Source organism: Gordonia sp. (in: high G+C Gram-positive bacteria), from assembly GCF_047600565.1.
Lineage (GTDB): Bacteria > Actinomycetota > Actinomycetes > Mycobacteriales > Mycobacteriaceae > Gordonia.
In genome coordinates this window covers 1,461,623-1,483,813 of sequence record NZ_JASGKN010000001.1, presented here as the reverse complement: position 1 = coordinate 1,483,813, position 22,191 = coordinate 1,461,623, and the positions used below count along the sequence as shown (strand labels likewise).

At 68.3% G+C, this 22,191-nt stretch carries 23 protein-coding genes; 13 read left to right on the top strand and 10 right to left on the bottom strand.

Translation table 11 applies throughout. The features are described from left to right. Positions 1–11: 11 nt before the first annotated feature. Positions 12–1,046: an ABC transporter substrate-binding protein gene (locus tag QM774_RS07260; protein WP_414975239.1), complete on the top strand. Its 1,035-nt coding sequence runs from the start codon at positions 12–14 to the stop codon at positions 1,044–1,046. Then, positions 1,043–1,837: a siderophore-interacting protein gene (locus QM774_RS07255; protein WP_414975238.1), complete on the top strand. Its 795-nt coding sequence runs from the start codon at positions 1,043–1,045 to the stop codon at positions 1,835–1,837. Before QM774_RS07260 ends, QM774_RS07255 begins: the two co-directional genes overlap by 4 nt. A 40-nt stretch (positions 1,838–1,877) precedes the next feature. On the opposite strand, the gene QM774_RS07250 is transcribed toward QM774_RS07255, so the two are convergent. Both QM774_RS07250 and QM774_RS07245 read right to left on the bottom strand, forming a co-directional pair. Then, the gene (locus QM774_RS07250) at positions 1,878–2,759 is read right to left on the bottom strand and encodes a DUF559 domain-containing protein (protein WP_414975237.1); all 882 of its coding nucleotides are present in this window, start codon (positions 2,757–2,759) and stop codon (positions 1,878–1,880) included. Positions 2,760–2,851: 92 nt separating this feature from the next. Then, entirely contained in the window at positions 2,852–3,241 is a 390-nt protein-coding gene (locus tag QM774_RS07245; RefSeq protein WP_414975236.1) for an MmcQ/YjbR family DNA-binding protein, read from the bottom strand. Between the two features lie 68 nt (positions 3,242–3,309). Between QM774_RS07245 and ligA the strand changes: the two genes are divergently transcribed. Continuing rightward, on the top strand, positions 3,310–5,391 hold the full coding sequence (ligA, locus tag QM774_RS07240; protein ID WP_414975235.1) for an NAD-dependent DNA ligase LigA: 2,082 nt from the start codon (positions 3,310–3,312) through the stop codon (positions 5,389–5,391). Positions 5,392–5,572: 181 nt separating this feature from the next. On the opposite strand, the gene QM774_RS07235 is transcribed toward ligA, so the two are convergent. After that, positions 5,573–6,241 (bottom strand): amino acid-binding protein, encoded by a 669-nt coding sequence (locus QM774_RS07235; RefSeq protein WP_414975234.1) that lies wholly within the window; start codon positions 6,239–6,241, stop codon positions 5,573–5,575. A 44-nt stretch (positions 6,242–6,285) separates the two neighbouring features. Next, on the bottom strand, positions 6,286–6,666 hold the full coding sequence (locus QM774_RS07230; protein ID WP_414975233.1) for a YbjQ family protein: 381 nt from the start codon (positions 6,664–6,666) through the stop codon (positions 6,286–6,288). 105 nt (positions 6,667–6,771) lie between these two features. On the opposite strand from QM774_RS07230, the gene gatC reads away from it, so the two are divergent. Together gatC and gatA are read left to right on the top strand one after the other, a co-directional pair. Next, on the top strand, positions 6,772–7,092 hold the full coding sequence (gatC, locus tag QM774_RS07225) for an Asp-tRNA(Asn)/Glu-tRNA(Gln) amidotransferase subunit GatC (RefSeq protein ID WP_414976613.1): 321 nt from the start codon (positions 6,772–6,774) through the stop codon (positions 7,090–7,092). Next, complete coding sequence (gatA, locus tag QM774_RS07220) at positions 7,089–8,573, top strand: Asp-tRNA(Asn)/Glu-tRNA(Gln) amidotransferase subunit GatA (protein WP_414975232.1); 1,485 nt, start codon at positions 7,089–7,091, stop codon at positions 8,571–8,573. The genes gatC and gatA overlap by 4 nt, the downstream gene beginning before the upstream one ends. Here gatA and QM774_RS07215 read toward each other — a convergent pair. Together QM774_RS07215 and QM774_RS07210 are read right to left on the bottom strand one after the other, a co-directional pair. After that, on the bottom strand, positions 8,543–9,448 hold the full coding sequence (locus QM774_RS07215; RefSeq protein WP_414975231.1) for an alpha/beta-hydrolase family protein: 906 nt from the start codon (positions 9,446–9,448) through the stop codon (positions 8,543–8,545). The two genes, gatA and QM774_RS07215, sit on opposite strands and share 31 nt — an antisense overlap. Beyond that, positions 9,445–9,822 (bottom strand): hypothetical protein, encoded by a 378-nt coding sequence (locus QM774_RS07210; protein ID WP_414976672.1) that lies wholly within the window; start codon positions 9,820–9,822, stop codon positions 9,445–9,447. Before QM774_RS07210 ends, QM774_RS07215 begins: the two co-directional genes overlap by 4 nt. On the opposite strand from QM774_RS07210, the gene QM774_RS07205 reads away from it, so the two are divergent. Next, a complete protein-coding gene (locus tag QM774_RS07205) occupies positions 9,781–10,386 on the top strand; it encodes a LuxR C-terminal-related transcriptional regulator (RefSeq protein WP_414976612.1) in 606 nt (201 codons plus the stop codon). The two genes, QM774_RS07210 and QM774_RS07205, sit on opposite strands and share 42 nt — an antisense overlap. Positions 10,387–10,469: 83 nt before the next feature. After that, complete coding sequence (locus QM774_RS07200) at positions 10,470–11,498, top strand: ATP-dependent 6-phosphofructokinase (RefSeq protein WP_414975230.1); 1,029 nt, start codon at positions 10,470–10,472, stop codon at positions 11,496–11,498. A 90-nt stretch (positions 11,499–11,588) separates the two neighbouring features. Here the strand turns inward: QM774_RS07200 and QM774_RS07195 are convergent, their stop codons facing one another. Next, positions 11,589–11,759: a PspC domain-containing protein gene (locus QM774_RS07195; protein WP_414976611.1), complete on the bottom strand. Its 171-nt coding sequence runs from the start codon at positions 11,757–11,759 to the stop codon at positions 11,589–11,591. A gap of 221 nt (positions 11,760–11,980) precedes the next feature. Between QM774_RS07195 and gatB the strand changes: the two genes are divergently transcribed. Continuing rightward, positions 11,981–13,486 carry an Asp-tRNA(Asn)/Glu-tRNA(Gln) amidotransferase subunit GatB gene (gene gatB / locus QM774_RS07190; RefSeq protein ID WP_414975229.1) on the top strand — a complete coding sequence of 502 codons (1,506 nt, stop codon included), beginning with the start codon at positions 11,981–11,983 and terminating at the stop codon, positions 13,484–13,486. Position 13,487: 1 nt separating this feature from the next. Here gatB and QM774_RS07185 read toward each other — a convergent pair whose 3' ends face one another. After that, entirely contained in the window at positions 13,488–14,615 is a 1,128-nt protein-coding gene (locus QM774_RS07185; protein ID WP_414975228.1) for a glucose dehydrogenase, read from the bottom strand. Positions 14,616–14,695: 80 nt separating this feature from the next. Here QM774_RS07185 and QM774_RS07180 point away from each other — a divergent pair, with 80 nt between their 5' ends. Both QM774_RS07180 and QM774_RS07175 read left to right on the top strand, forming a co-directional pair. After that, positions 14,696–15,802, top strand: a complete 1,107-nt coding sequence (locus tag QM774_RS07180) for a DoxX family protein (protein ID WP_414975227.1) — start codon at positions 14,696–14,698, stop codon at positions 15,800–15,802. Between the two features lie 29 nt (positions 15,803–15,831). After that, on the top strand, positions 15,832–16,629 hold the full coding sequence (locus QM774_RS07175) for an alpha/beta fold hydrolase (RefSeq protein WP_414975226.1): 798 nt from the start codon (positions 15,832–15,834) through the stop codon (positions 16,627–16,629). 21 nt (positions 16,630–16,650) lie between these two features. Here the strand turns inward: QM774_RS07175 and ilvD are convergent, their stop codons facing one another. Beyond that, entirely contained in the window at positions 16,651–18,495 is a 1,845-nt protein-coding gene (gene ilvD, locus QM774_RS07170) for a dihydroxy-acid dehydratase (protein ID WP_414975225.1), read from the bottom strand. A 127-nt stretch (positions 18,496–18,622) separates the two neighbouring features. On the opposite strand from ilvD, the gene QM774_RS07165 reads away from it, so the two are divergent. Continuing rightward, positions 18,623–18,988 carry a glyoxalase superfamily protein gene (locus tag QM774_RS07165; RefSeq protein ID WP_414975224.1) on the top strand — a complete coding sequence of 122 codons (366 nt, stop codon included), beginning with the start codon at positions 18,623–18,625 and terminating at the stop codon, positions 18,986–18,988. Between the two features lie 12 nt (positions 18,989–19,000). Here the strand turns inward: QM774_RS07165 and QM774_RS07160 are convergent, their stop codons facing one another. Then, positions 19,001–19,480, bottom strand: coding sequence for a PH domain-containing protein (locus QM774_RS07160; protein WP_414975223.1), 480 nt, complete (start codon positions 19,478–19,480; stop codon positions 19,001–19,003). A gap of 232 nt (positions 19,481–19,712) precedes the next feature. Between QM774_RS07160 and QM774_RS07155 the strand changes: the two genes are divergently transcribed. Together QM774_RS07155 and ilvN are read left to right on the top strand one after the other, a co-directional pair. Further along, positions 19,713–21,641 (top strand): acetolactate synthase large subunit, encoded by a 1,929-nt coding sequence (locus QM774_RS07155; protein ID WP_414975222.1) that lies wholly within the window; start codon positions 19,713–19,715, stop codon positions 21,639–21,641. Continuing rightward, the gene (ilvN, locus tag QM774_RS07150; protein WP_414975221.1) at positions 21,642–22,145 is read left to right on the top strand and encodes an acetolactate synthase small subunit; all 504 of its coding nucleotides are present in this window, start codon (positions 21,642–21,644) and stop codon (positions 22,143–22,145) included. The last annotated feature ends 46 nt before the right edge of the window (positions 22,146–22,191 follow it).

Genomic DNA, 22,191 nt, shown 5'->3' with positions numbered 1-22,191 from the left:
TAGGAGAACAGATGGGTGTCAAGAACGGACTGCGTCGGGGCGCAGCTCTCGCAATCGCACTGATCACGACCGGTGCTCTCGTCACCGCCTGCGGCAGCAGCGACGATTCCGCGAACAGCACCACCAAGGCGACCGCCGAGAATCCGGTCGGCTGCCAGACCGACGGCCAGACCGGGAACCGTGTCATCAAGGACACGTTCTACGGCGATGTGACCATTCCGGCGCAGCCGAAGCGGATCGTCTCCGGCTGGCTGCTCGGCACCCAGTTCATCGACCTGAACGTCCGCCCGGTCGGCATGCTCGACGACTACAAGAAGAACGCCACCACCGAGGAACTCTCCGAGGTTCAGGGCATTCCGGACGTGGGCTCCATCCAGACCGGCTTCAACGCCGAGGAGGTCATCTCCCTGAAGCCGGACGTGATCATCACGGCCGTCCGTCCCGACATGGTCGAGGACCTGCACATGGATCAGCTGAAGGAGATCGCTCCGGTCGTCGCCTTCCCGATCCAGGAGCCGACCGACGTCTGGTCGGTGTACCCGAAGCTGGCTGCGGCACTGGGCTGCGGCGACTCCGCCCAGAAGCAGCTCGACCAGCTGAACACCGATCTGGGCCAGATCGCCACCGACAACAAGGACGCCGAAGCCAAGCTCGGCTCCGTCGCCTACGTGGAGGGCTCCGAGCAGCCGGCCACCTACCAGATCGCCACCAACAAGTCGCTGTCGTACGACCGCATCACCAAGGCCGGTCTGAAGTACTTCGACGGTGTTCCGGCTGATCCGAAGCGCTACGTCGAGCTGGTCTCGACCGAAGACATCGCTCGCCTGAGCTCGGCGAACGTCCTGTTCTTCGAGGCCGACGAGAACGGTAAGCCCACCAAGCGCACCCAGGCGCTGCTCGACCAGGAGGCGTTCAAGAACCTTCCGGCCGTCAAGGCGGGCAACCTGTTCCCGTACCGCCTGCCGTACGCGTACACCGTGGGCGCGGCCAAGGACCAGATCGACGACATCAAGGCCGCTGTCGAGAAGGCGAAGCCTGCTCAGTGACCTGGTTGTTCACCGCCACGTCGGTCACCGACGTGACACCCGGCATGCGCCGGGTGGTGTTCACCGGCGAGGCCGTCGGCGAGTATCTCGCCGACGGTCTTCTGCCGAACATCAAGATCCTGCTGCCGAAGCCGGACGGGACCTACGGGGTGCCGGAGCTCGACGATCCGTCGTCCCACGAGGTCACCGACCTGCCGCGCCGCGCCGACCTGCGTCCCCGCGTCCGCACCTACACGGTGCGGTCCTTCGACGAGCAGGCCCGATCGCTGACCATCGACTTCGTCAATCACGGCGACGAGGGCCTGGCGTCGGGGTGGGCGGCTCGCGCCGAGCCCGGCTCCACCCTGTGCGCGGCCGGCGGCGGCGGTCGCGCGATCAGCATCGCGGACACGTATCTGCTCGCCGGTGACGAGACCGCGCTGCCGGCCATCGGTTCGATCCTCGAGACGATGGATCCGGCCGCGACGGGCACCGCGTACATCGAGATCGCCGACGACGGCGAGCGTCAGGATCTGCAGAAACCGTCCGGCGTGGACGTGGTCTGGCTGTCCCGGGACGGTGCACCGGCCGGAACGACGACGCTGCTGCAGGACGCCGTCGCCGCGCACGAGCTCCCCGACGGGGTGTTCGCCTGGGCGTCCGCGGAGTCCGCGCAGACCCTGGCGATCCGCAAGGACCTGCGTGCTCGCGGACTCGACCGGAAGTCGATGCTCGTCATCGGCTACTGGCGGCGAGGGTTCACCGAGATCGACTACGCCACCACCTCGAACCACGACCGCGACGACTCCTGAGCGGCGAACCGTTGATTTCGTGTCCGCTGCGGACACGAAATCAACAGTCCTCGGACAGGAGCGCGGCGACCTTGCGGATACAGCCGATCGGGTCCTCGATGAGGTCGTGCCAGGTGAAGGACAGGCGCCGCCACCCCGACGTCTGGAGCGCGTTGCCTTTGCGGCGGTCGGCGCGGAAGCGATCGTGACTGCTGTGGAACGCCCAGCCGTCGATCTCGACGGCCACCCGCTGCTCCGGCCACGCGAAGTCGAGGGACCACGGCCCGAACGGTAACTGGCACACCCATCCGGTGATCCCGGCCTCTCGCAGAAGCCGGGCGAAGAGCCGCTCGGCCTCCGATTCGGTGTCGCCGGCGGCGATCTGCAGCCATTCGCGGGCCTTCGCGATTCCTCGGCGACCGGTGTTCCTGTCCAGGGCATCGCGAAGGTCACGGACGGTCACCGCGCGCGTCTGAAGGCTCCGGTCGATGAGGCGCGCGCCATCTTCCACCTGCGCCGATGCGAGGAGAACGGTGAGCGGTTTCCGCGTCATCGTGAGTCCGTCGACCGAGGCGACGTCGGCGGCGAGGAACGATCGCCGGACCACCGAGACCCGGCAGCGGTCCCATCGCTCGGTTGAGGGGCTCTGCGTGGTGGAGAGCGTGATCGGTGCGGCCAAACGGGGGATCAGACCGTGCCACCAGGCGGCGGTGGTCCTGTCGGCGACTCCGCGGTGCGCGAGGACTGCGCCTCGCACCAGCGCGGCTTCACCGAACGGGTGCGACGCCGCGAGGTACACACCGGAGGCGAGCGGCTTCCATTCGGCGCGCCGGAGGCGACCCCGGATGTCGCCGAGACTCAAACCGAGCGTCTGCGCCTCTCTCTTCGCGATCACACCGTCGTGATCGGCCAGCCACTGCGCCACATCTCCCGAATCGCCCACAGTGTTTGGACGCAGCCGGGCTCGTATCGGTTCCCTGCGCGTGGAGTGTCGGTTTCGTGTTCGTGGCGGACACGAAACCAACGGTCTGCGGGTCAGCTGTCCGACGGCAGCTGTGCGATGGCGCGTTTGGGGGCGATCTGGCGGAAACTGGCGTCCAGCAGCTCGGCCACCTCGTCCCAGTCGCAGTCCGGCGACAGATCGACCGCCAGCCATCCGTACGGTCCGTAGTAGGCGGGCACGAAGAAGCGGTCGTCCTGCTCCAGGGCCTGCTTCTCACCCGGATCGGGGATGAACAGCAGAGCGTGGTCGCGGCGCTCCTTGGCGCCCTTCTCTCCGCCTCCGTAGACGGCGAAGACCTTGCCGCATCGGAAGTTGGGCCGGCCGTGGGAGATCTGTTCGGTCGCCTCCGGCAGTGCCAGTGCGAGCGAACGCAATCGGGCCAGGATCGGGTCGGCGTCGTTGAACATGATCGGATGCGGCATACGAGCAGCGTACGACGCCGGAGGGTCCCTTCGGCCCGTCGTCCGCGCGTCGGGGATAGGCTGATTTCGTGAGTGAGGCAGTCGAGGATCCGGCGACCGAATGGGCCCGGCTCGCGGAGGAGATCCGCGACCATCAGTTCCGCTACTACGTCAACGACGCCCCCATCATCAGCGACGCCGAGTTCGATACTCTGCTGCGCCGGCTGCAGGCCCTCGAAGACGCCCACCCCGAGCTCGCGACCCCCGACTCGCCGACCAAACTGGTCGGCGGAGGCTTCTCCACCGCGTTCACTCCGGTCGACCATCTCGAACGGATGATGTCGCTGGACAACGTGTTCGACGCCGACGAGATGCGGGCCTGGATCGCCAAGACCGAAGCCGATGCCAGTCCGGCGACGGCACCCGGGGAGCAGGTCGAGTTCCTGTGCGAACTCAAGATCGACGGTGTCGCGCTGGCGTTGGTGTACGAGGACGGCAAGCTGGTCCGCGGCGTGACCCGTGGCGACGGGCGGACCGGCGAGGACGTGACCCTCAACGCCCGCACCATCACCGACGTGCCGCACACCTTGACCGCCGGCGGCGACTATCCGGTGCCGTCGTTGCTGGAGGTGCGGGGCGAGGTGTTCTTCCGGCTCGAGGACTTCGAGGCGCTCAACGCGTCACTGGTCGAGGACGGCAAGCCGCCGTTCGCCAACCCGCGCAACTCGGCGGCCGGTTCGCTGCGGCAGAAGAATCCGCAGGTCACTGCGCGGCGACGTCTGCGCATGATCTGTCACGGCGTGGGCCGGATCGACGGCTGGCGGCCGGATTCGCTGCACGAGGTGTACCTGGCGCTCGGCGCCTGGGGCCTGCCGGTCTCGACCCACACCACGAAGGTGTCCGGTGCGCAGAACGTCCTGGACACGATCGACTACTGGGGTGAGCACCGGCATTCGGTGGAGCACGAGATCGACGGTCTGGTGGTGAAGGTCGACGACACCGCGTTGCAGCGCCGGCTCGGGTCCACGTCGCGGGCACCGCGGTGGGCGATCGCCTACAAGTACCCGCCCGAGGAGGTCACCACCGAACTGCTCGACATCATGGTCGGGGTGGGCCGCACCGGGCGTGTGACGCCGTGGGCGCTGATGAAGCCGGTGCAGGTCGCCGGTTCGACGGTGTCGCGGGCGACCCTGCACAACGCCTCCGAGGTGAAGCGCAAGGGTGTGCTGATCGGCGACACCATCACCATCCGCAAGGCGGGCGACGTGATCCCCGAGGTGCTCGGACCGGTGGTCGATCTGCGTGACGGCACCGAGCGGGCGTTCGTGATGCCGACGCACTGCCCGGAGTGCGGTGCGTTGCTGCGGCCGGAGAAGGAGAGCGACGTCGACATCCGCTGCCCCAATCAGCAGAGGTGTCCCGCCCAGCTGCGCGAGCGGCTGTTCCACCTGGCCGGCCGCGGCGCCTTCGACATCGAGGCGCTGGGCTACGAGGGCGCCAACGCGCTGCTGACCGGCGGGGTCATCACGGACGAGGGCGACCTGTTCGACGTGACCGCCGACGATCTGGCGACGGCCGGCTTCTACACCAACAACAAGGGTGAGTTGTCGGCCAACGGGAAGCGGTTCCTGGACAACCTCGACAAGGCTAAGGATGCCGCCCTGTGGCGGGTGCTGGTGGCACTGTCGATCCGGCATGTGGGGCCGACTGCAGCGCGGTCGCTGGCCACCCATTTCGGTTCCATCGACGCCATCGAGGATGCGTCGGTCGACGATCTCGCCCAGGTCGACGGCCTCGGCGACACCCTGGCCGCCAGCATCAAGGACTGGTTCGCCGTGGACTGGCATCGGGAGATCGTCGCCAAGTGGCGGGCCGCCGGTGTGCGTATGGCCGACGAGCGGGACGAGTCGATCGCCCGCACGCTGGAGGGCAAGACGGTGGTGGTGACCGGCTCGCTGGTCGATTTCACCCGGGACGGCGCCAAGGAGGCCATCATCGAGCGCGGCGGCAAGGCGTCCGGTTCGGTGTCGAAGAAGACCGACTACGTGGTGGTCGGCGACGCCCCCGGCAGCAAGGCCGCCAAGGCCGAACAGCTCGGGGTGCCGGTGCTCGACGAGGACGGCTTCAAACGCCTCCTGGAGACCGGTGAGGCCCCCACCTCGGCTCCTTGAGTCTGAGCCTGTCGGACGCTCCTCGAGCCTGTCGGACGCTCCTTGAGCTTGTCGGACGCTCCTTGAGCTTGTCGGACGCTCCTTGAGCTTGTCGGACGCTCCTTGAGCCTGCCGAACGCTCCTTGAGCTTGTCGGACGCTCCTTGAGCCTGCCGAACGCTCCTTGAGCTTGTCGAAAGGAGTCAGCGCGCCGAACCGAGCAGGGTGGACACGATTCCGGTGAGGTAGCCGACGCGGGCCACTTCGCTGGGCCGGAACTCGGGACCGCCGACACGGCCGAGGAGCAGGGCCTTCGATCCGTCGCCGATGGGGGCGGCGGCCAGCCGTTGATCCCATTCCCGCCAGGCCTCGGGCACCCAGCGGGCGTCCGGCGTGAACCCGCAGGCGTGGGGGAGCGGCAGCCAGTCGACCTGTTCGAGCGGTGTCTCCGGCGCTCCGGAACTGGCCGCCAGGAGCACGGTGCGCGGTCCCGGCTGGGACACCACCATCGCCCAGGACGTGTTGAGGCCGCGCGGGGCCAGGTCGGCCAGCACCTGCAGCCGGTCTCCGCGGGCGGCCGCGACGGCGTCGATCAGCTCGAGTTCCTGGTGGATGTCGAGTTTGTCGTTGAACGGGCGCAGCGAGTCGACGTGCACACCGTCGACCTTCTCGGCCGCGGTGATCAGGGTGTCGGGCAGCGCGTGCGGAGGCAGCTCGACGACGATGTCGTCGACCGCATAGCCGTCGCCGCGTTCGACGACCTCCAGGGAACGGATGTCTGCTCCGACCGTGCCGAGACCGACGGCCAGTTGGCCGAGGCTGCCGGGTCGATCGGACAGGCTCACGCGCAGGAGATAGGACACGTCATCCATTATTCGAAGAGGTGTTTCGGAGTGGTTACGGCGCGATCACCGCGTCAGGACTGTTGCGGTGCGGCCGGTGCCGGTGCCGGTGCCGGTGCCGGGGCCGCCTGGCCGACCGGCACGACACCCACCGCGGTCCCGTAGGCGCACACTTCGACGCCGCCGCCGTTCGAGTATTCGGTGGTCTCGAATCGGAAGGCCACCACCGCGTTCGCCCCCTTCGTCTGGGCCTCCGCCGCGAGCCGGCCGAGCGCCTCCTGACGGCATTCGTGCAGCAGCTGGGTGATGCCTTTGAGTTCACCGCCGGCGATCGACTTCAGGCCGGCACCGATGTTGGAACCGATGTGGCGTGAGCGCACCGTGAGACCGAAGACCTCTCCGAAGACGTGGTCGATCCGGTAGCCCGGCAGTTCGTTGGTGGTGACGATCATCATGGCCTCCACCGTACTCGTCGGCCCAGGGTCGGCCCGGTGCTCGCCGACCCGGCCGAAACGCCTAGGCTGGTCGTAAGCCTCAGCACCTGCATGAAGGGAATGCCCATGCCGGACGCCTCCGGATCCACGCCGGCGATCAGCCGCGACGAGGTCGCTCACCTGGCCCGTCTGTCGCGCCTGGCGCTGACCGACGCCGAGCTCGACCAGTACGCCCAGCAGCTGGACTCGATCCTGGGCCATGTCGCCCAGGTGTCGGAGGTGGCCGCCGACGATGTGCCGCCGACCGCGCATCCGGCCGACCTGCGCAACGTGCTCCGGGACGACGTGGTGACGCCCGGCCTGACGGTCGAGCAGGCGCTGTCCGGTGCTCCGGCCGTCGAGCAGGATCGTTTCGCCGTTCCGCAGATCCTCGGGGAGGAAGAGTGAGCGACACGCGTGCCGCCGGTGCCATCACCGGTCTGACCGCCGCCGAGCTCGCCGGCAAGATCGCCGACCGCGAGCTGTCGTCGGTGGAGGTCACCCGGGCCCATCTGGACCGGATCGCCGAGATCGACGGCGAGCTGGGTGCCTTTCTGCATGTCGGTGCCGACGCTGCGCTGGCGGCGGCCGAAGCGGCCGACGCCGCCATCGCCGCGGGGGAGGCGCCGTCGTCGCTGGCGGGTGTGCCGATCGCGTTGAAGGACGTCTTCACCACGACCGACGCCCCGACCACCTGTGGCTCCAAGATCCTCGAGGGCTGGACGTCGCCGTACGACGCGACCGTCACCCGCAAGCTGCGCGAGGCGGGGATCCCGATCCTCGGCAAGACCAACATGGACGAGTTCGCGATGGGGTCGTCCACCGAGAACTCGGCCTACCAGGTGACCCGCAACCCGTGGGACACCGAACGTATTCCGGGCGGCTCGGGCGGCGGCAGCGCCGCCGCGCTGGCGTCGTTCCAGGCACCGCTCGCGATCGGCACCGACACCGGCGGTTCCATCCGCCAGCCGGCTGCGGTGACCGCGACGGTCGGTGTGAAGCCCACCTACGGCACCGTGTCCCGGTTCGGTCTGGTCGCCTGCGCATCGTCGCTGGACCAGGGTGGTCCGTGCGGCCGCACCGTGCTGGACACCGCGCTGCTGCACGAGGTGATCGCCGGGCACGACCCGCGCGACTCGACGTCCATCGATGTCCCGATCCCGGATGTGGTGGCGGCCGCCAAGGCGGGTGCCGAGCAGGATCTGGCCGGGGTGAAGATCGGTGTGGTCAAGCAGCTGCAGGGCGAGGGCTATCAGGCGGACGTCACGACGTCGTTCGAGGAGGCGTGCGCGACGCTCACCGAGCGCGGCGCGCAGATCGTCGAGGTCGATTGCCCGCACTTCAGTTACGCCCTGGGTGCCTACTACCTGATCCTGCCGTCGGAGGTGTCGAGCAACCTGGCCCGCTTCGACGCCATGCGGTACGGCCTGCGGGTCGGCGACGACGGCTCGCACAGTGCCGAGGAGGTGATGGCGCTGACGCGTGACGCCGGTTTCGGTCCCGAGGTGAAGCGCCGCATCATGATCGGCACCTATGCGTTGAGCTCGGGCTACTACGACGCCTACTACGGTCAGGCGCAGAAGGTCCGCACCCTGATCGCCCAGGACTATGCGAAGGCGTTCGAGCAGGTGGATGTGCTGGTCTCGCCGACCACCCCGACCACCGCGTTCAAGCTGGGCGAGAAGGTGGACGATCCGCTGTCGATGTACCTGTTCGACCTGTGCACGCTGCCGGTGAACCTGGCAGGTAATGCCGCCATGTCGGTGCCGTCGGGTCTGGATTCGCAGGGCCTGCCGATCGGTCTGCAGATCATGGCCCCATCGATGGCCGACGACCGTCTGTACCGGGTCGGCGCCGCCTATGAGGCGGCCCGCGGACCGCTCGACTGACCCGAGGCTGTTCTCGGCCCGGCCTGTTCGATTCCGTAGCGGTGCCCGTATCCGTGGGGTGCCGACTGCGAACCGGGCAGGTCCAGCAGGGTGCCGATCGCGGACAGCACCGGAGTCCACGGCGGTTTGCCGCGGGCGTCGCCGGCCAGCACCGGATGGTGGGGTGGACGCCACAGCAGTGACGGCGTCAGGTCGGCGACCGGATCGGTCGGATTGTTCAGCACCGTGACGTCAGGGCTGTGCACCGATCCGCCGAAGCGCCGGGTGAAGCCGTCGACGGCGGACCCGTCCAGCCATCCCGAACCGGTCGGCACCGCGATCACGACGGCACGATCGTTCAGGCCGCCGGCCGCGACCCAGCGGTCCGCGAGGCGGCCTGCCCGCACCGCGTCGGTGTCGGAGTCCAGATACGAGTAGAGGACGTTTCCTGCCGGCGGCACGTCCGGGATGGTGGCCCCGGCCGGCGACACGACGGCCACGAGCCCGCCGACCGCGGCACCGCACACCAGCAGTGCCGCCCACACCCGGCCGGGTACCCGCAGGAACACACCGATCACCAGGGCGGGTGCGGCGGCCGCCGCCAACGGCCACCACGGCTCCAGCGCGCCGGCGCCCGTCACGGCACGCGCGTGCGCCTGCCAGCCGGTGGCCGCGGCGAGTGCGGCGACGGCGATCGCGACGACGGGGCGCAGACCGGGCACGAGCGACGGCCTGATGCGGTGCACCAGGGAGGCGACGGCGGCCCCGGCGAGAGCGAACAGCAGCGCTGCCGGCGCCACCGTCGTCGCGGCGTGGGGAAGCGATCCGGGGGTGAGTGCCACCGCCGCACCGGCGACGGCACCGGTGGCCGCGGCACGTGACCGCGCGTCGTTCACCGCAGACCCGCAACCGTGCGGGCCGCTTCACCGGCGAGGGACACGACGATGTGGGCGGGCGTCTCGCGGTCCGGGGCGCCGTCGCGCTGCCGCCACGTGTTGACCGCGAGGGCCACCCGCGCGAGGTCGGCGGCCGCGTAACAGTCGGCCGACCGGCAGGTGGCGCGCATGTCGGAGACCAGCCGGCGATCGAGGGCGGCGCGGGCACCGGGCGGCACCGTGCCGGTGGTGGCCGCCGAGTACCGCAGCAGGTCGTAGCCGAAGTCGTGGCTGCGGCAGGCCGGCTCGAACCGCGCCGGCAGCGGGACGGGTGACGAGCAGGAGCCGTGGGGATTCTGCGGCCGGCCGTCGACGGTCACCGGCCGGTAGCCCATCCGCGAAGTGAATCCGGCGGGCAGATCGCGGGGGTGGCGGCGGTGCAGGTGTGCAAGCGGCTGCGGCCGGACGTCGTCCTGATGGATGTGCGCATGCCCGAACGCGACGGTCTGTGGGCGGCACGCGAGATCATCGACGCCGGCCTGCCGACGAAGGTCCTCATGCTCACCACTTTCGATATCGATGACTACGTGTATACGGCGCTGCGTATCGGCGCCTCGGGCTTTCTCCTCAAGGATGCGCCCACTGATGAGCTCGTCCGCGCCGTCCGGGTGGTGGCGGCAGGCGATTCACTGCTGGCGCCGTCGGTCACCAAACGACTGATCGCCGAGGTCACGTCCCGCGCACCGCGTCCGTCGAGCGACGCCGCGGCGGTTCTGACACCTCGTGAACGCGAGGTGCTGACGGTGGTGGCGGACGGGAAGTCGAATGCGGAGATCGCGGCGCAGCTCTTCGTCTCTGAGGAGACGGTCAAGACTCATGTGAGCAACGTGCTGAGCAAACTGGGTCTGCGGGATCGCGCGCAGGCGGTCGTGTTCGCCTACGAGAACGGCGTGAAGTGAACTCTCCCCGCAGCGCTGGCCGGTTCGCTCGATCTCTGATCTGATGGAACCGACAGCGATCGCCCACAGGAGTTGATGCTCAGATGGCCCGTTACGGAATCCTCACCGCGGGCGGCGACTGCCCGGGATTGAACGCGGTGATCCGCGGCATCGTCCTGGACGGCCAGACCGAGCACGGCGACGAGTACGTCGGCTATCTGGACGGCTACAAGGGTCTGGTCTACGGCAACGTCATGGAGCTGGACCGGTCCACGGTGCGCGGCATCTCCAAAGAGGGCGGCACTGTGCTCGGCACCAGCCGGCACGGCCCGTACAAGGAGCCGAACGGGCCGGACACCATCAAGAAGAGCATGCGTCATCTCGGTGTGGACGGGGTGATCGCGATCGGCGGTGACGGCACGATGGCCGCGGCGAACCGCCTGTACGAGGACGGCATCCCGATCATCGGGGTTCCCAAGACGATCGACAACGATCTCGAGGCCACCGACTACACGTTCGGATTCAATACGGCGGTGGAGATCGCGACGGAGGCGGCCGACCGGTTGCGCACCACCGGCAACTCGCACAAGCGATGCATGGTGCTGGAGGTGATGGGCCGGCATGCCGGCTGGATCGCCTTGTATGCCGGGATGGCCGCCGGTGCGCACGCGATTCTGATCCCGGAGCAACCGGAGTCGCTCGAGCAGATCTGCGCGTGGGTGCAGAGCGTCACCGATCGCGGTCGCGCGCCGATGGTGGTCGTCGCCGAGGGCTTCACCTTCCCGGACATGGACGAGGCCTACTCGGACAAGGGGCTCGACGAGTTCGGCCGCCCGCGTCTGGGCGGCATCGGCGAGATCTTGGCACCGCTGATTCAGGAGAAGACCGGGATCGAGACCCGGGCGACGGTTCTCGGGTACATCCAGCGGGGCGGGGTGCCGTCGGCGTTCGACCGGGTGCTCGGTACGCGTCTGGGTTTCGCGGTCCCGGATCTCATCAACGACGGCGGCTGGGGGCAGATGCTGGCGTTGCGCGGCAACGACATCGTCCGGGTTCCGTTCTCGGAGGCCGCCGGCAAGACGAAGAACGTCCCGCTCGACATGTACGAAGAGGCCCGTCGAGTCTTCGGCTAGCCTCGCCCGCTCCTTGGTCACCTGCCCGCTCCTTGGGTCACCTGCCCGCTCCTTGAGCCTGTCGAAAGGAGCCACCGAGGCGCCCCTTTCTCAGTCTTTCGGGATCACTGCCCAGAGCAGCAGGTACAGCAGAACCTGGGGGCCGGGCAGCAGTACCGACACGACGAAGGCGATGCGCACCCAGGTGGGGTCGACGCCGAAGTAGTCGGCGAGGCCGCCGCAGACGCCGCCGATCATCTTGTCGGTCGATGAGCGGGTCAGTTTCTTGGGTGCGTGTGCGGGTGCCGGCGTCGGCGCGGCGGCGGTGTCGGGGGCCGGTACTTCGGCCGGTGCGATCTGGGGGTCGGGCGCGTCGGTCATCGCGTTCACCTTTCCGTGTGGGATGACTCCAACGTAGGAGCGTTGCGATGTGTTGCCATCGGGGTTGACCCGGAGTTCTACCCCCGAATGCGGGGGAGGGGTTGCCGGATACGATGGTGGGCATGAGTACGGCTACCGATGCGCTGATGGATTTCGACGAGGTTCTCGAGAAGTTCGACCCCGTCATGGGCATGGAGGTCCACGTCGAGCTCGGCACCGAGACGAAGATGTTCTGCGGCTGCCCGACGACGTTCGGTGGCGCCCCGAATTCGCAGACCTGCCCGGCGTGTCTCGGTCTTCCGGGTTCGTTGCCGGTGGCCAATGCGGCCGCCGTCGAGTCGGCGGTGCGGATCGGTCTGGCGTTGAACTGTTCGATCCGTGAGTCGAGTGTGTTCGCGCGGAAGAACTACTTCTACCCGGATCAGCCGAAGAACTACCAGATCAGCCAGTACGACGAGCCGACCTCGTATGAGGGCTACCTGGATGTGGTGCTCGATGACGGGACTCCGTGGCGGGTGGAGATCGAGCGTGCCCACATGGAGGAGGACACCGGTAAGTCGCTGCATGTCGGCGGCAGCACCGGCCGGATTCATGGTGCCGATCATTCGCTGCTCGACTACAACCGGGCCGGGGTGCCGCTGGTCGAGATCGTGTCGAAGCCGATCACCGGTGCCGGGGAACGCGCCCCGGAGGTGGCACGTGCCTATGTGACGGCGCTGCGCGATCTGCTGCGCGCGTTGGGCGTCTCCGATGTCCGCATGGATCAGGGTTCCATGCGCTGCGATGTGAACCTGTCGTTGATGCGCTCCGGCGCCACCGAGTTCGGGACCCGTACCGAAACCAAGAACGTCAACTCGCTCAAGAGTGTCGCTCAGGCCGTCACCTACGAGATGCGGCGTCAGGGTGCTGTCCTGGAGTCGGGCGGCGAGGTGGTTCAGGAGACGCGGCATTTCCACGAGTCGGACGGCACCACGTCGGCCGGGCGCCGTAAGGAGACGGCCGAGGATTACCGCTACTTCCCGGAGCCCGATCTGCCGCCGGTGATCTGCAAGCCGGAGTGGGTCGAGGAGCTGCGCGGCACGCTGCCCGAGCTGCCGTGGGTGCGTCGTGCACGCATCCAGGCCGAGTGGGGTGTGTCGGATGAGGTCATGCGTGACCTGGTGAATGTGGGCGCGGTCGACCTGATCGCCGAGACCGCTGACGCCGGTGCTTCACCGGAGGCGGCCCGCAGCTGGTGGGTCAGTTTCCTCGCCCAGCAGGCGAACAGCCGCGAGGTCGAGTTGGCCGATCTGCCGATCACTCCGAAGCAGGTGGCGGAGGTGATCGGGCTGGTCGATGACGGCAAGCTGACCAACAAGCTGGCACAGCAGGTGGTCGTGGCGGTTCTCGACGGTGAGGGCGAGCCCGCACAGATCGTCGCCGAACGCGGCCTGGAGGTGGTCCGTGACGATTCGGCGCTGCAGAAGGCCGTCGATGACGCCCTCGCCGCCAATCCGGACATCGCCGAGAAGATCCGCGGCGGCAAGGTGCAGGCGGCCGGCAAGATCGTCGGTGACGTGATGAAGGCGACGCGTGGCCAGGCCGATCCGGCCCGTGTGAAGGAACTCGTTCTCGCCGCCTGCTCGTAGCTCAGCTGAGGTCGTCGGAGCCGCCCTGCGGGAGGTAGATCGCGACACGGTCGTTGAAGGTCTCCGACGGTGCGCCGGGCACGGACTTGTTGACCGTCGCGATCTGAAGGCCGTCGCCTGTGCTCGTCATTCGCGCCACCGCACCGAAATCCTTCTTCACGTCGGCCGTCGACGGCTGGCCCACCGACGGACTCGCATTCGTCGGTGCCGCGAGTGTGTCGATGCGGAAGGCCTTCGCGAACGACACCGAGATCAAACCGCCGGCCACCGCGCAGCCGGTGACGCCCGGAGTATCGCTCCACGACCACAGTTTGCGCAGGCCGCCCGACTCCACCTGCTGCAGGCGGTCACCGGACGAACTGTGGTCGGCGACGTACAACCGACCGTTCTCCGCGTCAGGACACAACGCCACATTCGATCCCAGACCCGACGCGATGATCTTCGGCGTCGGATCGTCGACGTTGGGATCGATGGTGAACAGTTTGCCGGCCAGACCCTGCCCGCTGCCCGCGTCACCGGTCGCGACACGCAACTCGGTGGGGGAGGCGAAACTGATCGAACCCATGTTGCCGGTCGCGCCCTTCGGGATCCCCGTCAGAATCGGCTTCACCGAGTCGCCCGGCGCGATCCGCACCACCCGATTGTCTGAATCGGTGCTGATCAGGGCATAGATCAGCTGATCCTCCTGATAGGTGGGCGACATCTCGAAGTCGATCAGACCGCCGTCCCCGGCACCGTCCACCGGAACCGTCGCGATCAGCCGCTGCGGCCCGTACCGCTTCGACACGAAGATCTTGCCGGTGGTGCGCTCGGCGACATACGTCGACAGACCGTCGGCCGCCGCCGGGCGCACCCCGCTCGTCGTCTCCAGACAGGTTGCGATCACCCCCGGATTCGGATCGACACACGGCCCCGTCGGCGGCGGACCCGCCTCGCTGTCGTCGTCGCGCGGCTGCTGCGTCGGCGGATCACCCGGACCCTGCTGCGGCGGCACCGTCGTGAACGTGCCCGCCCGCTCCGACCGCGACTGCTCCGAGAAGTTCGCGCAGGCAGCGGTCGCCAAGGCCGACACCGACACCATCGCGACGGCGGCGACCACACGGCGAAGCGCGCCGGCACTCGAAGACATGCCCTTCAGGGTAGCGATCGTTATCAAATCGACGAGTCCCGATGCCCCTGCGGCGACGTCGTCCCCCTACAGTCGATCAAGTGAGCGATGCATCAGACAAGGATTCGGGCGGCACCCGCAAGCGCCGGCCGAAGCGCGACCGCGACAGCTTCTTCGAGAAGCACGGTCGCGGCCAGACCCCCGCGGAGGCCGCACCCGCCGAACCGTCCGCCGCCGACGCCCCGGCCGACGCCGCCGTCGACGCGACCCCCGCGCCGACCGCCAACATCGACGCCGGCGACCTGCCCCCGCTGCCCGAGACGGTGATCCGCAACGGGTCCGACGACCTGCCCACCACCGTCATCAACCCCGTCGACGACGACGCCCCGGCCGGTGGCGCCACCCGCCGCGACGTCCGCACCGCCGACGACACCGTCGTCACCGAGCCGTTCACCGACACCGACCCCGACGACCCCGACGCCACCGCCTCCCTGGGCGCCGGCCGACGTGTGTCCGAACACCTCACCCAGGACCCGCTGCCGTACATCGAGCCGCAGCACACCAAAGAGATCACCCACGAGGAGACTCCGCTCGCCTACGCCGAGGCACCCGAGCCCGAGCCGGTGCACCTCGTCGCCGACACCCCCAAGGTCCGGCGCGGCACCCTCGATCTCGGCCTGCTGATCCTCCGTCTGATGATCGGCGCCGTCTTCGTCCTGCACGGACTGCAGCATTTGTTCGGCTGGTGGAACGGCCCCGGCATCAACGGGTTCACCGCGTTCCTGCAGAACGACGCCAACACCTCACTCGGCTTCCACACCGACTGGGCCAAACCGCTCGCCTACCTGACCGGCATCACCGAGACCGCCGGCGGCGCCCTGATGATCCTCGGCATCCTGACGCCCATCGCCGGCGCCGGTCTGCTGGGCGTGATGATCAGCGCCATCCTCTACAAGAGCACGCTGGCCGGCGGACTGTCGTTCTTCATCGGCTCCACCGGCGGCGGCGAAGAATACGAGTACGTCCTCGCCGCGGCCGCCGCTGCCCTGATCCTCACCGGTCCCGGCCTGTACTCGGCCGACCGCCGCTGGGGCTGGTCGCGACGCCCGGCATGGGGTTCGTTCGCGTGGCTCCTGATCGGTATCGGCGCAGCCGTCGCGATCTGGGTGACCCTCAACGGATCCAACCCGTTCCCGAACCTCGGCTAACCGCACGCGCCGGGTCTAACCTGGCGATCATGCGGATGAGCAGAGGAGTCGCCGCCGGGGTCCCGTACGCCGCCGTCGGCACCGGACCGCCCGTCCTCGTCAGCAGCGGACTATGGCCGACCACCGGCGTCGACAGCGACGCCATGGTGACCGGCGCGATCGCCCCGCTCAAGAAGGTGGCCGCACAGCGCACACTGGTGGTCGTCAACCGGCGCCCCGGCATGCCCAGCGGACTCGGTATGCGGGGAATCGCCGCCGAATACGCCGACGCGGTCCGCGCCGAGTTCGGGGGACGCGTCGACGTGCTCGGCTGCTCCACCGGCGGCAGCATCGCCCAGCAACTGGCCGTCGACCATCCCGACGTGATCGGCCGGCTGATCCTCGTCAGCACCGCCTGCCGGCTCGGCGCCGAAACCAAACACAACCAGGCCCTCACCGGCCGGCTCCTGCGGGAGAATCGCAAACGGGACGCGATGGCGATCGCCGCGATGGAGTTCATGCCGCCCGGACTCGGACCGCTCGGCCGCGCCGCCGGATGGGTGTCCGCCAACCACGTGGTGCCCGACGACGCCGAGGCCGCCGACCTCGCCACCACCCTCGAAGCCGAGGACGCGTTCGACCTGGCCGCCCTGAGTCCACCGATCTCGGCGCCGACACTGATCGTCGGCGGCGACCGCGACAAGTTCTATCCGCGCACCCTGTTCGAGGAGACGGCGGCGCTCATCCCCGACAGCACCCTGCTGATGGTGCCGGGGAAGGGGCACATCGGCGTGACCTCGTCCGCCCGCGCGCAGACCGCCGTCGCCGACTTCCTGCTCGCCGGCTGACGCAACGGCCCGCCGCGACGGTCAGTCGACGATGCGGACCGCACCCTTGTCGGCCGACGACGCCATCTTCGCGTAGGCGCGCAGCGCCTTCGAGACGGCGCGCTGGCGATCCTTCGGCTGCCACGGATGCTCGGAGGCCTCCATCTTCTCGCGGCGCTCGGCGAGGGTCTCGTCGTCGACCAGCACCTTCAAGGTGCGGCTGTGAACGTCGATCAAGACCTCGTCGCCGTCCTCCACCAGACCGATCACACCGCCGGCGGCCGCCTCCGGGGAGGCGTGACCGATCACCAGACCGGACGAACCTCCGGAGAACCGTCCGTCGGTGACCAGACCGCAGAACTTGCCCATGCCGGTGCCCTTCATGAAGGCCGTCGGATGCAGCATCTCCTGCATGCCCGGGCCACCCGACGGACCCTCGTAGCGGATCACCAGGACCTCGCCCTTCTGCAGCTGCTTCGACAGGATCGCGTGGACGGCGTCCTCCTGGCTCTCGACCACCCGGGCCGGACCCTGGAAATGCCACAGCGACTCGTCGACGCCGGCGGTCTTGAGGATCGCGCCGTCCTCGGCGAGATTGCCGTGCAGCACGCACAGGCCGCCCTCGACGGTGTAGGCGTGCTCCTTGTCGCGGATGCAGCCGTTCGCGGCATCGGTGTCGAGCGACTCCCACCGGTTGGTGGTGGAGAACGGCTCGGTGGTGCGGACGCCGCCCGGCGCCGCATGGAACAGGGTGATCGCCTCATCGGTGGCGGTGCCGCTGCGGATGTCCCAATCGGCCAGGTACTCGTTCAGCGACGGAGCATGCACGGGATGGACGTTCGTGTTCAGCAGGCCGGCCCGGTTCAGCTCACCCAGGATCGCGGGGATACCGCCGGCCCGATGCACGTGCTCCATGTAGTAGTCCGGCGAGTTCGGGGCGACCTTCGCCAGGCAGGGGACACGACGCGAGATGGCGTCGATGTCGTGCAGGTCGAAGTCGACCTCGCCCTCCTGCGCGGCGGCCAGGATGTGCAGCACCGTGTTGGTGGAACCGCCCATCGCGACGTCGAGCGCCATCGCGTTCTCGAACGCCTCTTTGGTGGCGACGCTGCGCGGCAGCACCGACTCGTCGTCGTCCTGGTAGTACTTCTTGGCGATCTCGACCACCAGCTGTCCGGCCTTCAGGAACAGCTGACGGCGCGCCTCCTGGGTGGCCAGTGTCGAACCGTTGCCCGGCAGTGACAGTCCGAGCGCCTCGGTCAGGCAGTTCATCGAATTCGCGGTGAACATGCCTGAACACGAACCGCACGTCGGGCAGGCCGACCGCTCGACTTCGAGAAGCTCCTTGTCGTCGACGTTGCTGTCGGCCGAGGCGGAGATCGCGTCGATCAGATCGGAGCCCGGATGCACGATGCCGTTGATGACGACCGACGTGCCGGCCTCCATCGGACCGCCCGAGACGAACACGGTCGGGATGTTCAGGCGCATCGCCGCGTTCAGCATGCCCGGCGTGATCTTGTCGCAGTTCGAGATGCAGACGAGGGCGTCGGCGGTGTGCGCATTCACCATGTACTCGACCGAGTCGGCGATGATCTCGCGCGACGGCAGTGAATAGAGCATGCCGCCGTGGCCCATCGCGATACCGTCGTCGACGGCGATCGTGTTGAACTCGCGTGCCACGCCACCGGCCGCGGCCACGGCCTCGGCGACGATGTCACCGACATTCTTGAGGTGCACGTGACCGGGCACGAACTGGGTGTACGAGTTGGCGATGGCGACGATCGGCTTACCGAAATCGTCGTCGGTCATACCGGTCGCTCGCCAGAGCGAGCGGGCACCGGCGGCCTCGCGGCCGACGGTGGTGGTGCGAGACCGCAGGGCTGGCATGGTTTCCTCGCTGGTTGATCCTGGCCCGCTCGCCGAGGGCGTCGAAGCGGGATTACCCGACCAGTTTACGCGCCCCGGCCACCCGCATTTTTCCGAGCGCCCCGAGCGGGAGAGGTACCGTCGAAGAATGACCGCCACCCGCGTCGTGCCGATCCTGCGCATGTTCGACGAGGAACTCACCCGCGGCTTCTACTGCGACTTCCTCGGATTCGACGTGCTGTTCGAGCATCGCTTCGAACCCGGCACCCGGCTGTATCTGGCGGTACGGCTGGGGGACTGTGAGCTGCACCTGTCGCAACACTTCGGCGACGGCACCCCGGGGAGTCATGTCCGAATCGAGATGACCGATGTGGACGGCTACATCGCCGGGCTGCCCACCGACTACGAGTACGCCAGGCCCGGGCGGCCGAAGAAACAGGATTGGGGCGACCTCGAGGTCACCGTCACCGACCCGGCAGGCAACACGCTCACCTTCTCCGGGAAAACCGGCTAGGAGGCCGCGCCGTCAGTCGCCGGCGGCGAGCTCGGCGTCACGGGCCGCCGCATACGGATCCGGGATCCGGCCGCCGCTGGCCACATGCAGTGCCGGGGTGTCACGGAATCCGACCGCCGGCAGACGCACCGTCGTGCCGTCGGCGCGGACCGCGCGCACCGACTTCATCTTCGGAAACGCCAGACCCTTCACGTCGTCCCACGGAAGGTCGGTGGTCCGGAACGTACTGACCGCACGGATCCCGTCCGGGCCCACCACCGTCCGCAGCCGGTGGATCCACCAGGCCTGCAGGAACAGCAGCACGATCGTCCAGCTGAACCACACGAACGATGCACCCATCAGGATGACGATGACGATCGCCGTCGCACCGAGCGTCAGATACGCCAGGCCGGAGATCCTGAAGGTGACCGTCTCGCCGTCGGGCTCGGTGACGGTGGAACTCTCGGTCATCGCGCTGGTCTTCTTCTCGGCGGGGTCAGGCACGCGGACCATTCTCGCATGGCCTGGCGATTTGACTCGGATCGCACCACTGACCTACCTTGTCAGGGTGATGAACCAGAAGGCTCTCCTCGTAGTAATCGGTCGGCGCGTCAACGCCTGATCGGTCACTTCGCAGACCCTTCGAACTCCCTCGACGCGCCACCCTCGAACAGCACCGGCTGTCGGGGGTTTTTTAGTGCCGATGACCAGATAGCCGCAGAACTAACAGGATGAGGAACGTGCAGTGAGCACCACAACTTCCGCGCCGACTCGATCGCAGTCGCCGTCCACCGAATCCGTCCGCTCGGGCCGCACCGTGGCCCCCGAGCGCGTCACCGGGGCCCAGTCCGTGGTGCGCACGCTCGAAGAGCTCGGCGTCGAGTACGTCTTCGGCATTCCGGGCGGCGCCGTCCTCCCGGTCTACGACCCGCTGCTGGACTCCACCAAGGTCCGCCACGTCCTGGTCCGCCACGAGCAGGGTGCCGGTCACGCCGCCACCGGTTACGCGCAGGTCGCAGGCAAGGCCGGCGTCATGATGGCCACCTCCGGCCCGGGTGCCACCAACCTGGTGACCCCGCTGGCCGACGCCCAGATGGACTCGGTGCCGGTCGTCGCCATCACCGGCCAGGTCGGTCGCGCCCTCATCGGCACCGACGGCTTCCAGGAGGCCGACATCTCCGGCATCACCATGCCCATCACCAAGCACAACTTCCTGGTGAGCTCGGCCGCCGACATCCCGCGCACCATCGCCGAGGCCTTCTACATCGCCGAGAGCGGCCGCCCCGGCGCCGTCCTCGTCGACATCCCCAAAGACATCCTGCAGGCACAGACCACGTTCTCGTGGCCGCCGCAGTTCGACCTGCCCGGCTACCGCCCGGTCACCAAGCCGCACGGCAAGCAGGTCCGCGAGGCGGCCCGCCTCATCGCGCAGGCCAAGCGTCCGGTCCTGTACGTCGGCGGCGGCGTCATCAAGGCCGAGGCCTCCGACGACCTGCTGGAACTGGCGGAACTGACCGGAATCCCGGTCGTCACCACCCTGATGGCGCGCGGTGCCTTCCCGGACAGCCACCACCAGCACATGGGCATGCCCGGCATGCACGGTGCGGTCGGTGCGGTCGCCGCCATGCAGAAGAGCGACCTGCTGATCACCCTGGGTGCGCGCTTCGACGACCGCGTCACCGGTCAGCTGGACTCGTTCGCCCCGGACGCCAAGGTCATCCACGCCGACATCGACCCCGCCGAGATCGGCAAGAACCGCGAGGTCGACGTGCCGATCGTCGGTGACGTCGGCATCGTGATCGCCGAACTCATCGAGGAACTCCGCAACGATCAGGCCGCCGGCGGCACCACCGCCGACCTGGGTCCCTGGTGGGAGTACCTGAACGACATCCGCAAGACCTACCCGCTGGCCTACGGCAAGCAGTCCGACGGTTCGCTGTCGCCCGAGTTCGTCATCTCCGAACTCGGCAAGGCGGCCGGACCGGACGCCGTCTACGTCGCCGGCGTCGGCCAGCACCAGATGTGGGCCTGCCAGTTCATCCAGTACGAGAAGCCGCGCACCTGGCTGAACTCCGGTGGCCTGGGCACCATGGGCTACTCGGTTCCGGCCGCGATGGGCGCCAAGGCCGCCGCACCGGACAAGGAGGTCTGGGCGATCGACGGTGACGGCTGCTTCCAGATGACCAATCAGGAACTCGCCACCTGTGCGATCGAAGGCATCCCGATCAAGGTCGCCCTCATCAACAACGGCAACCTCGGCATGGTCCGCCAGTGGCAGACCCTGTTCTACGACGAGCGCTACTCGAACACCGATCTCTCGACCCATTCGCGGATGATCCCGGACTTCGTGAAGCTCGGCGAAGCCCTCGGCTGCGTGGCGATCCGCGTCGAGAAGGAAGAGGACGTCGCCCCGGCCATCGCCAAGGCGCGCGAGATCAACGACCGCCCGGTCCTCATCGACTTCATCGTCGGCAAGGACGCCCAGGTGTGGCCGATGGTCGCCGCCGGCACCGGCAACGACGAGATCATGGCGGCCCGCGACCTGCGGCCGCTGTTCGACGACGAGGAGTCGGCGGGTGATCCGGTCTCGGAGATCCACGACACCATGAAGAAGACGGACGCCGCGATCGACGCAGTGATCGAGGACGTCGCCGACACCGAAGGAGATGCGTAAATGAGCACCACCCATACGCTGAGCGTCCTGGTCCAGGACCGCCCGGGCGTGCTGGCGCGCGTCTCCGGCCTGTTCTCGCGCCGCGGCTTCAACATCGAGTCCCTGGCCGTCGGCCCGACCGAGCTGAAGGGCATCTCGCGGATGACCATCATGGTCTCGGTGGAGGACTTCCCGCTCGAGCAGGTCACCAAACAGCTGAACAAGCTGGTCAACGTGCTCAAGATCGTCGAGCAGGACCCCGACGCCTCGGTGTCCCGTGAGCTGATGCTGATCAAGGTGCGCTCGGATGCGTCCAACCGTTCGGAGATCCTCGACGTGGTCGGCCTGTTCCGCGCCAAGATCATCGACGTCGCCCCCGAATCGGTGACGATCGAGGCCACCGGCACCTCGGACAAGCTCGAGGCGCTGCTCAAGATGCTCGACCCGTACGGCATCCGGGAGATCGCCCAGTCGGGCGGTGTCACCCTCGGACGGGGACCCAAGAGCATGTCCGCTCACCGCTGACGCGACAATCGAACAAGACAACCGGTAATCACACTCACAACGCCGC

Bases quoted from the DNA above. Each gene is read 5' to 3' on its own strand.
- QM774_RS07260 (WP_414975239.1), top strand. From the start codon at position 12: ATGGGTGTCAAGAACGGACTGCGTCGGGGCGCAGCTCTCGCAATCGCA.
- QM774_RS07245 (WP_414975236.1), bottom strand. From the start codon at position 3,241: ATGCCGCATCCGATCATGTTCAACGACGCCGACCCGATCCTGGCCCGA.
- QM774_RS07235 (WP_414975234.1), bottom strand. From the start codon at position 6,241: ATGGATGACGTGTCCTATCTCCTGCGCGTGAGCCTGTCCGATCGACCC.
- QM774_RS07230 (WP_414975233.1), bottom strand. From the start codon at position 6,666: ATGATGATCGTCACCACCAACGAACTGCCGGGCTACCGGATCGACCAC.
- gatC (WP_414976613.1), top strand. From the start codon at position 6,772: ATGCCGGACGCCTCCGGATCCACGCCGGCGATCAGCCGCGACGAGGTC.
- QM774_RS07210 (WP_414976672.1), bottom strand. From the start codon at position 9,822: ATGGGCTACCGGCCGGTGACCGTCGACGGCCGGCCGCAGAATCCCCAC.
- QM774_RS07200 (WP_414975230.1), top strand. From the start codon at position 10,470: ATGGCCCGTTACGGAATCCTCACCGCGGGCGGCGACTGCCCGGGATTG.
- gatB (WP_414975229.1), top strand. From the start codon at position 11,981: ATGAGTACGGCTACCGATGCGCTGATGGATTTCGACGAGGTTCTCGAG.
- QM774_RS07185 (WP_414975228.1), bottom strand. From the start codon at position 14,615: ATGTCTTCGAGTGCCGGCGCGCTTCGCCGTGTGGTCGCCGCCGTCGCG.
- QM774_RS07175 (WP_414975226.1), top strand. From the start codon at position 15,832: ATGCGGATGAGCAGAGGAGTCGCCGCCGGGGTCCCGTACGCCGCCGTC.
- ilvD (WP_414975225.1), bottom strand. From the start codon at position 18,495: ATGCCAGCCCTGCGGTCTCGCACCACCACCGTCGGCCGCGAGGCCGCC.
- QM774_RS07165 (WP_414975224.1), top strand. From the start codon at position 18,623: ATGACCGCCACCCGCGTCGTGCCGATCCTGCGCATGTTCGACGAGGAA.
- QM774_RS07160 (WP_414975223.1), bottom strand. From the start codon at position 19,480: ATGGTCCGCGTGCCTGACCCCGCCGAGAAGAAGACCAGCGCGATGACC.
- ilvN (WP_414975221.1), top strand. From the start codon at position 21,642: ATGAGCACCACCCATACGCTGAGCGTCCTGGTCCAGGACCGCCCGGGC.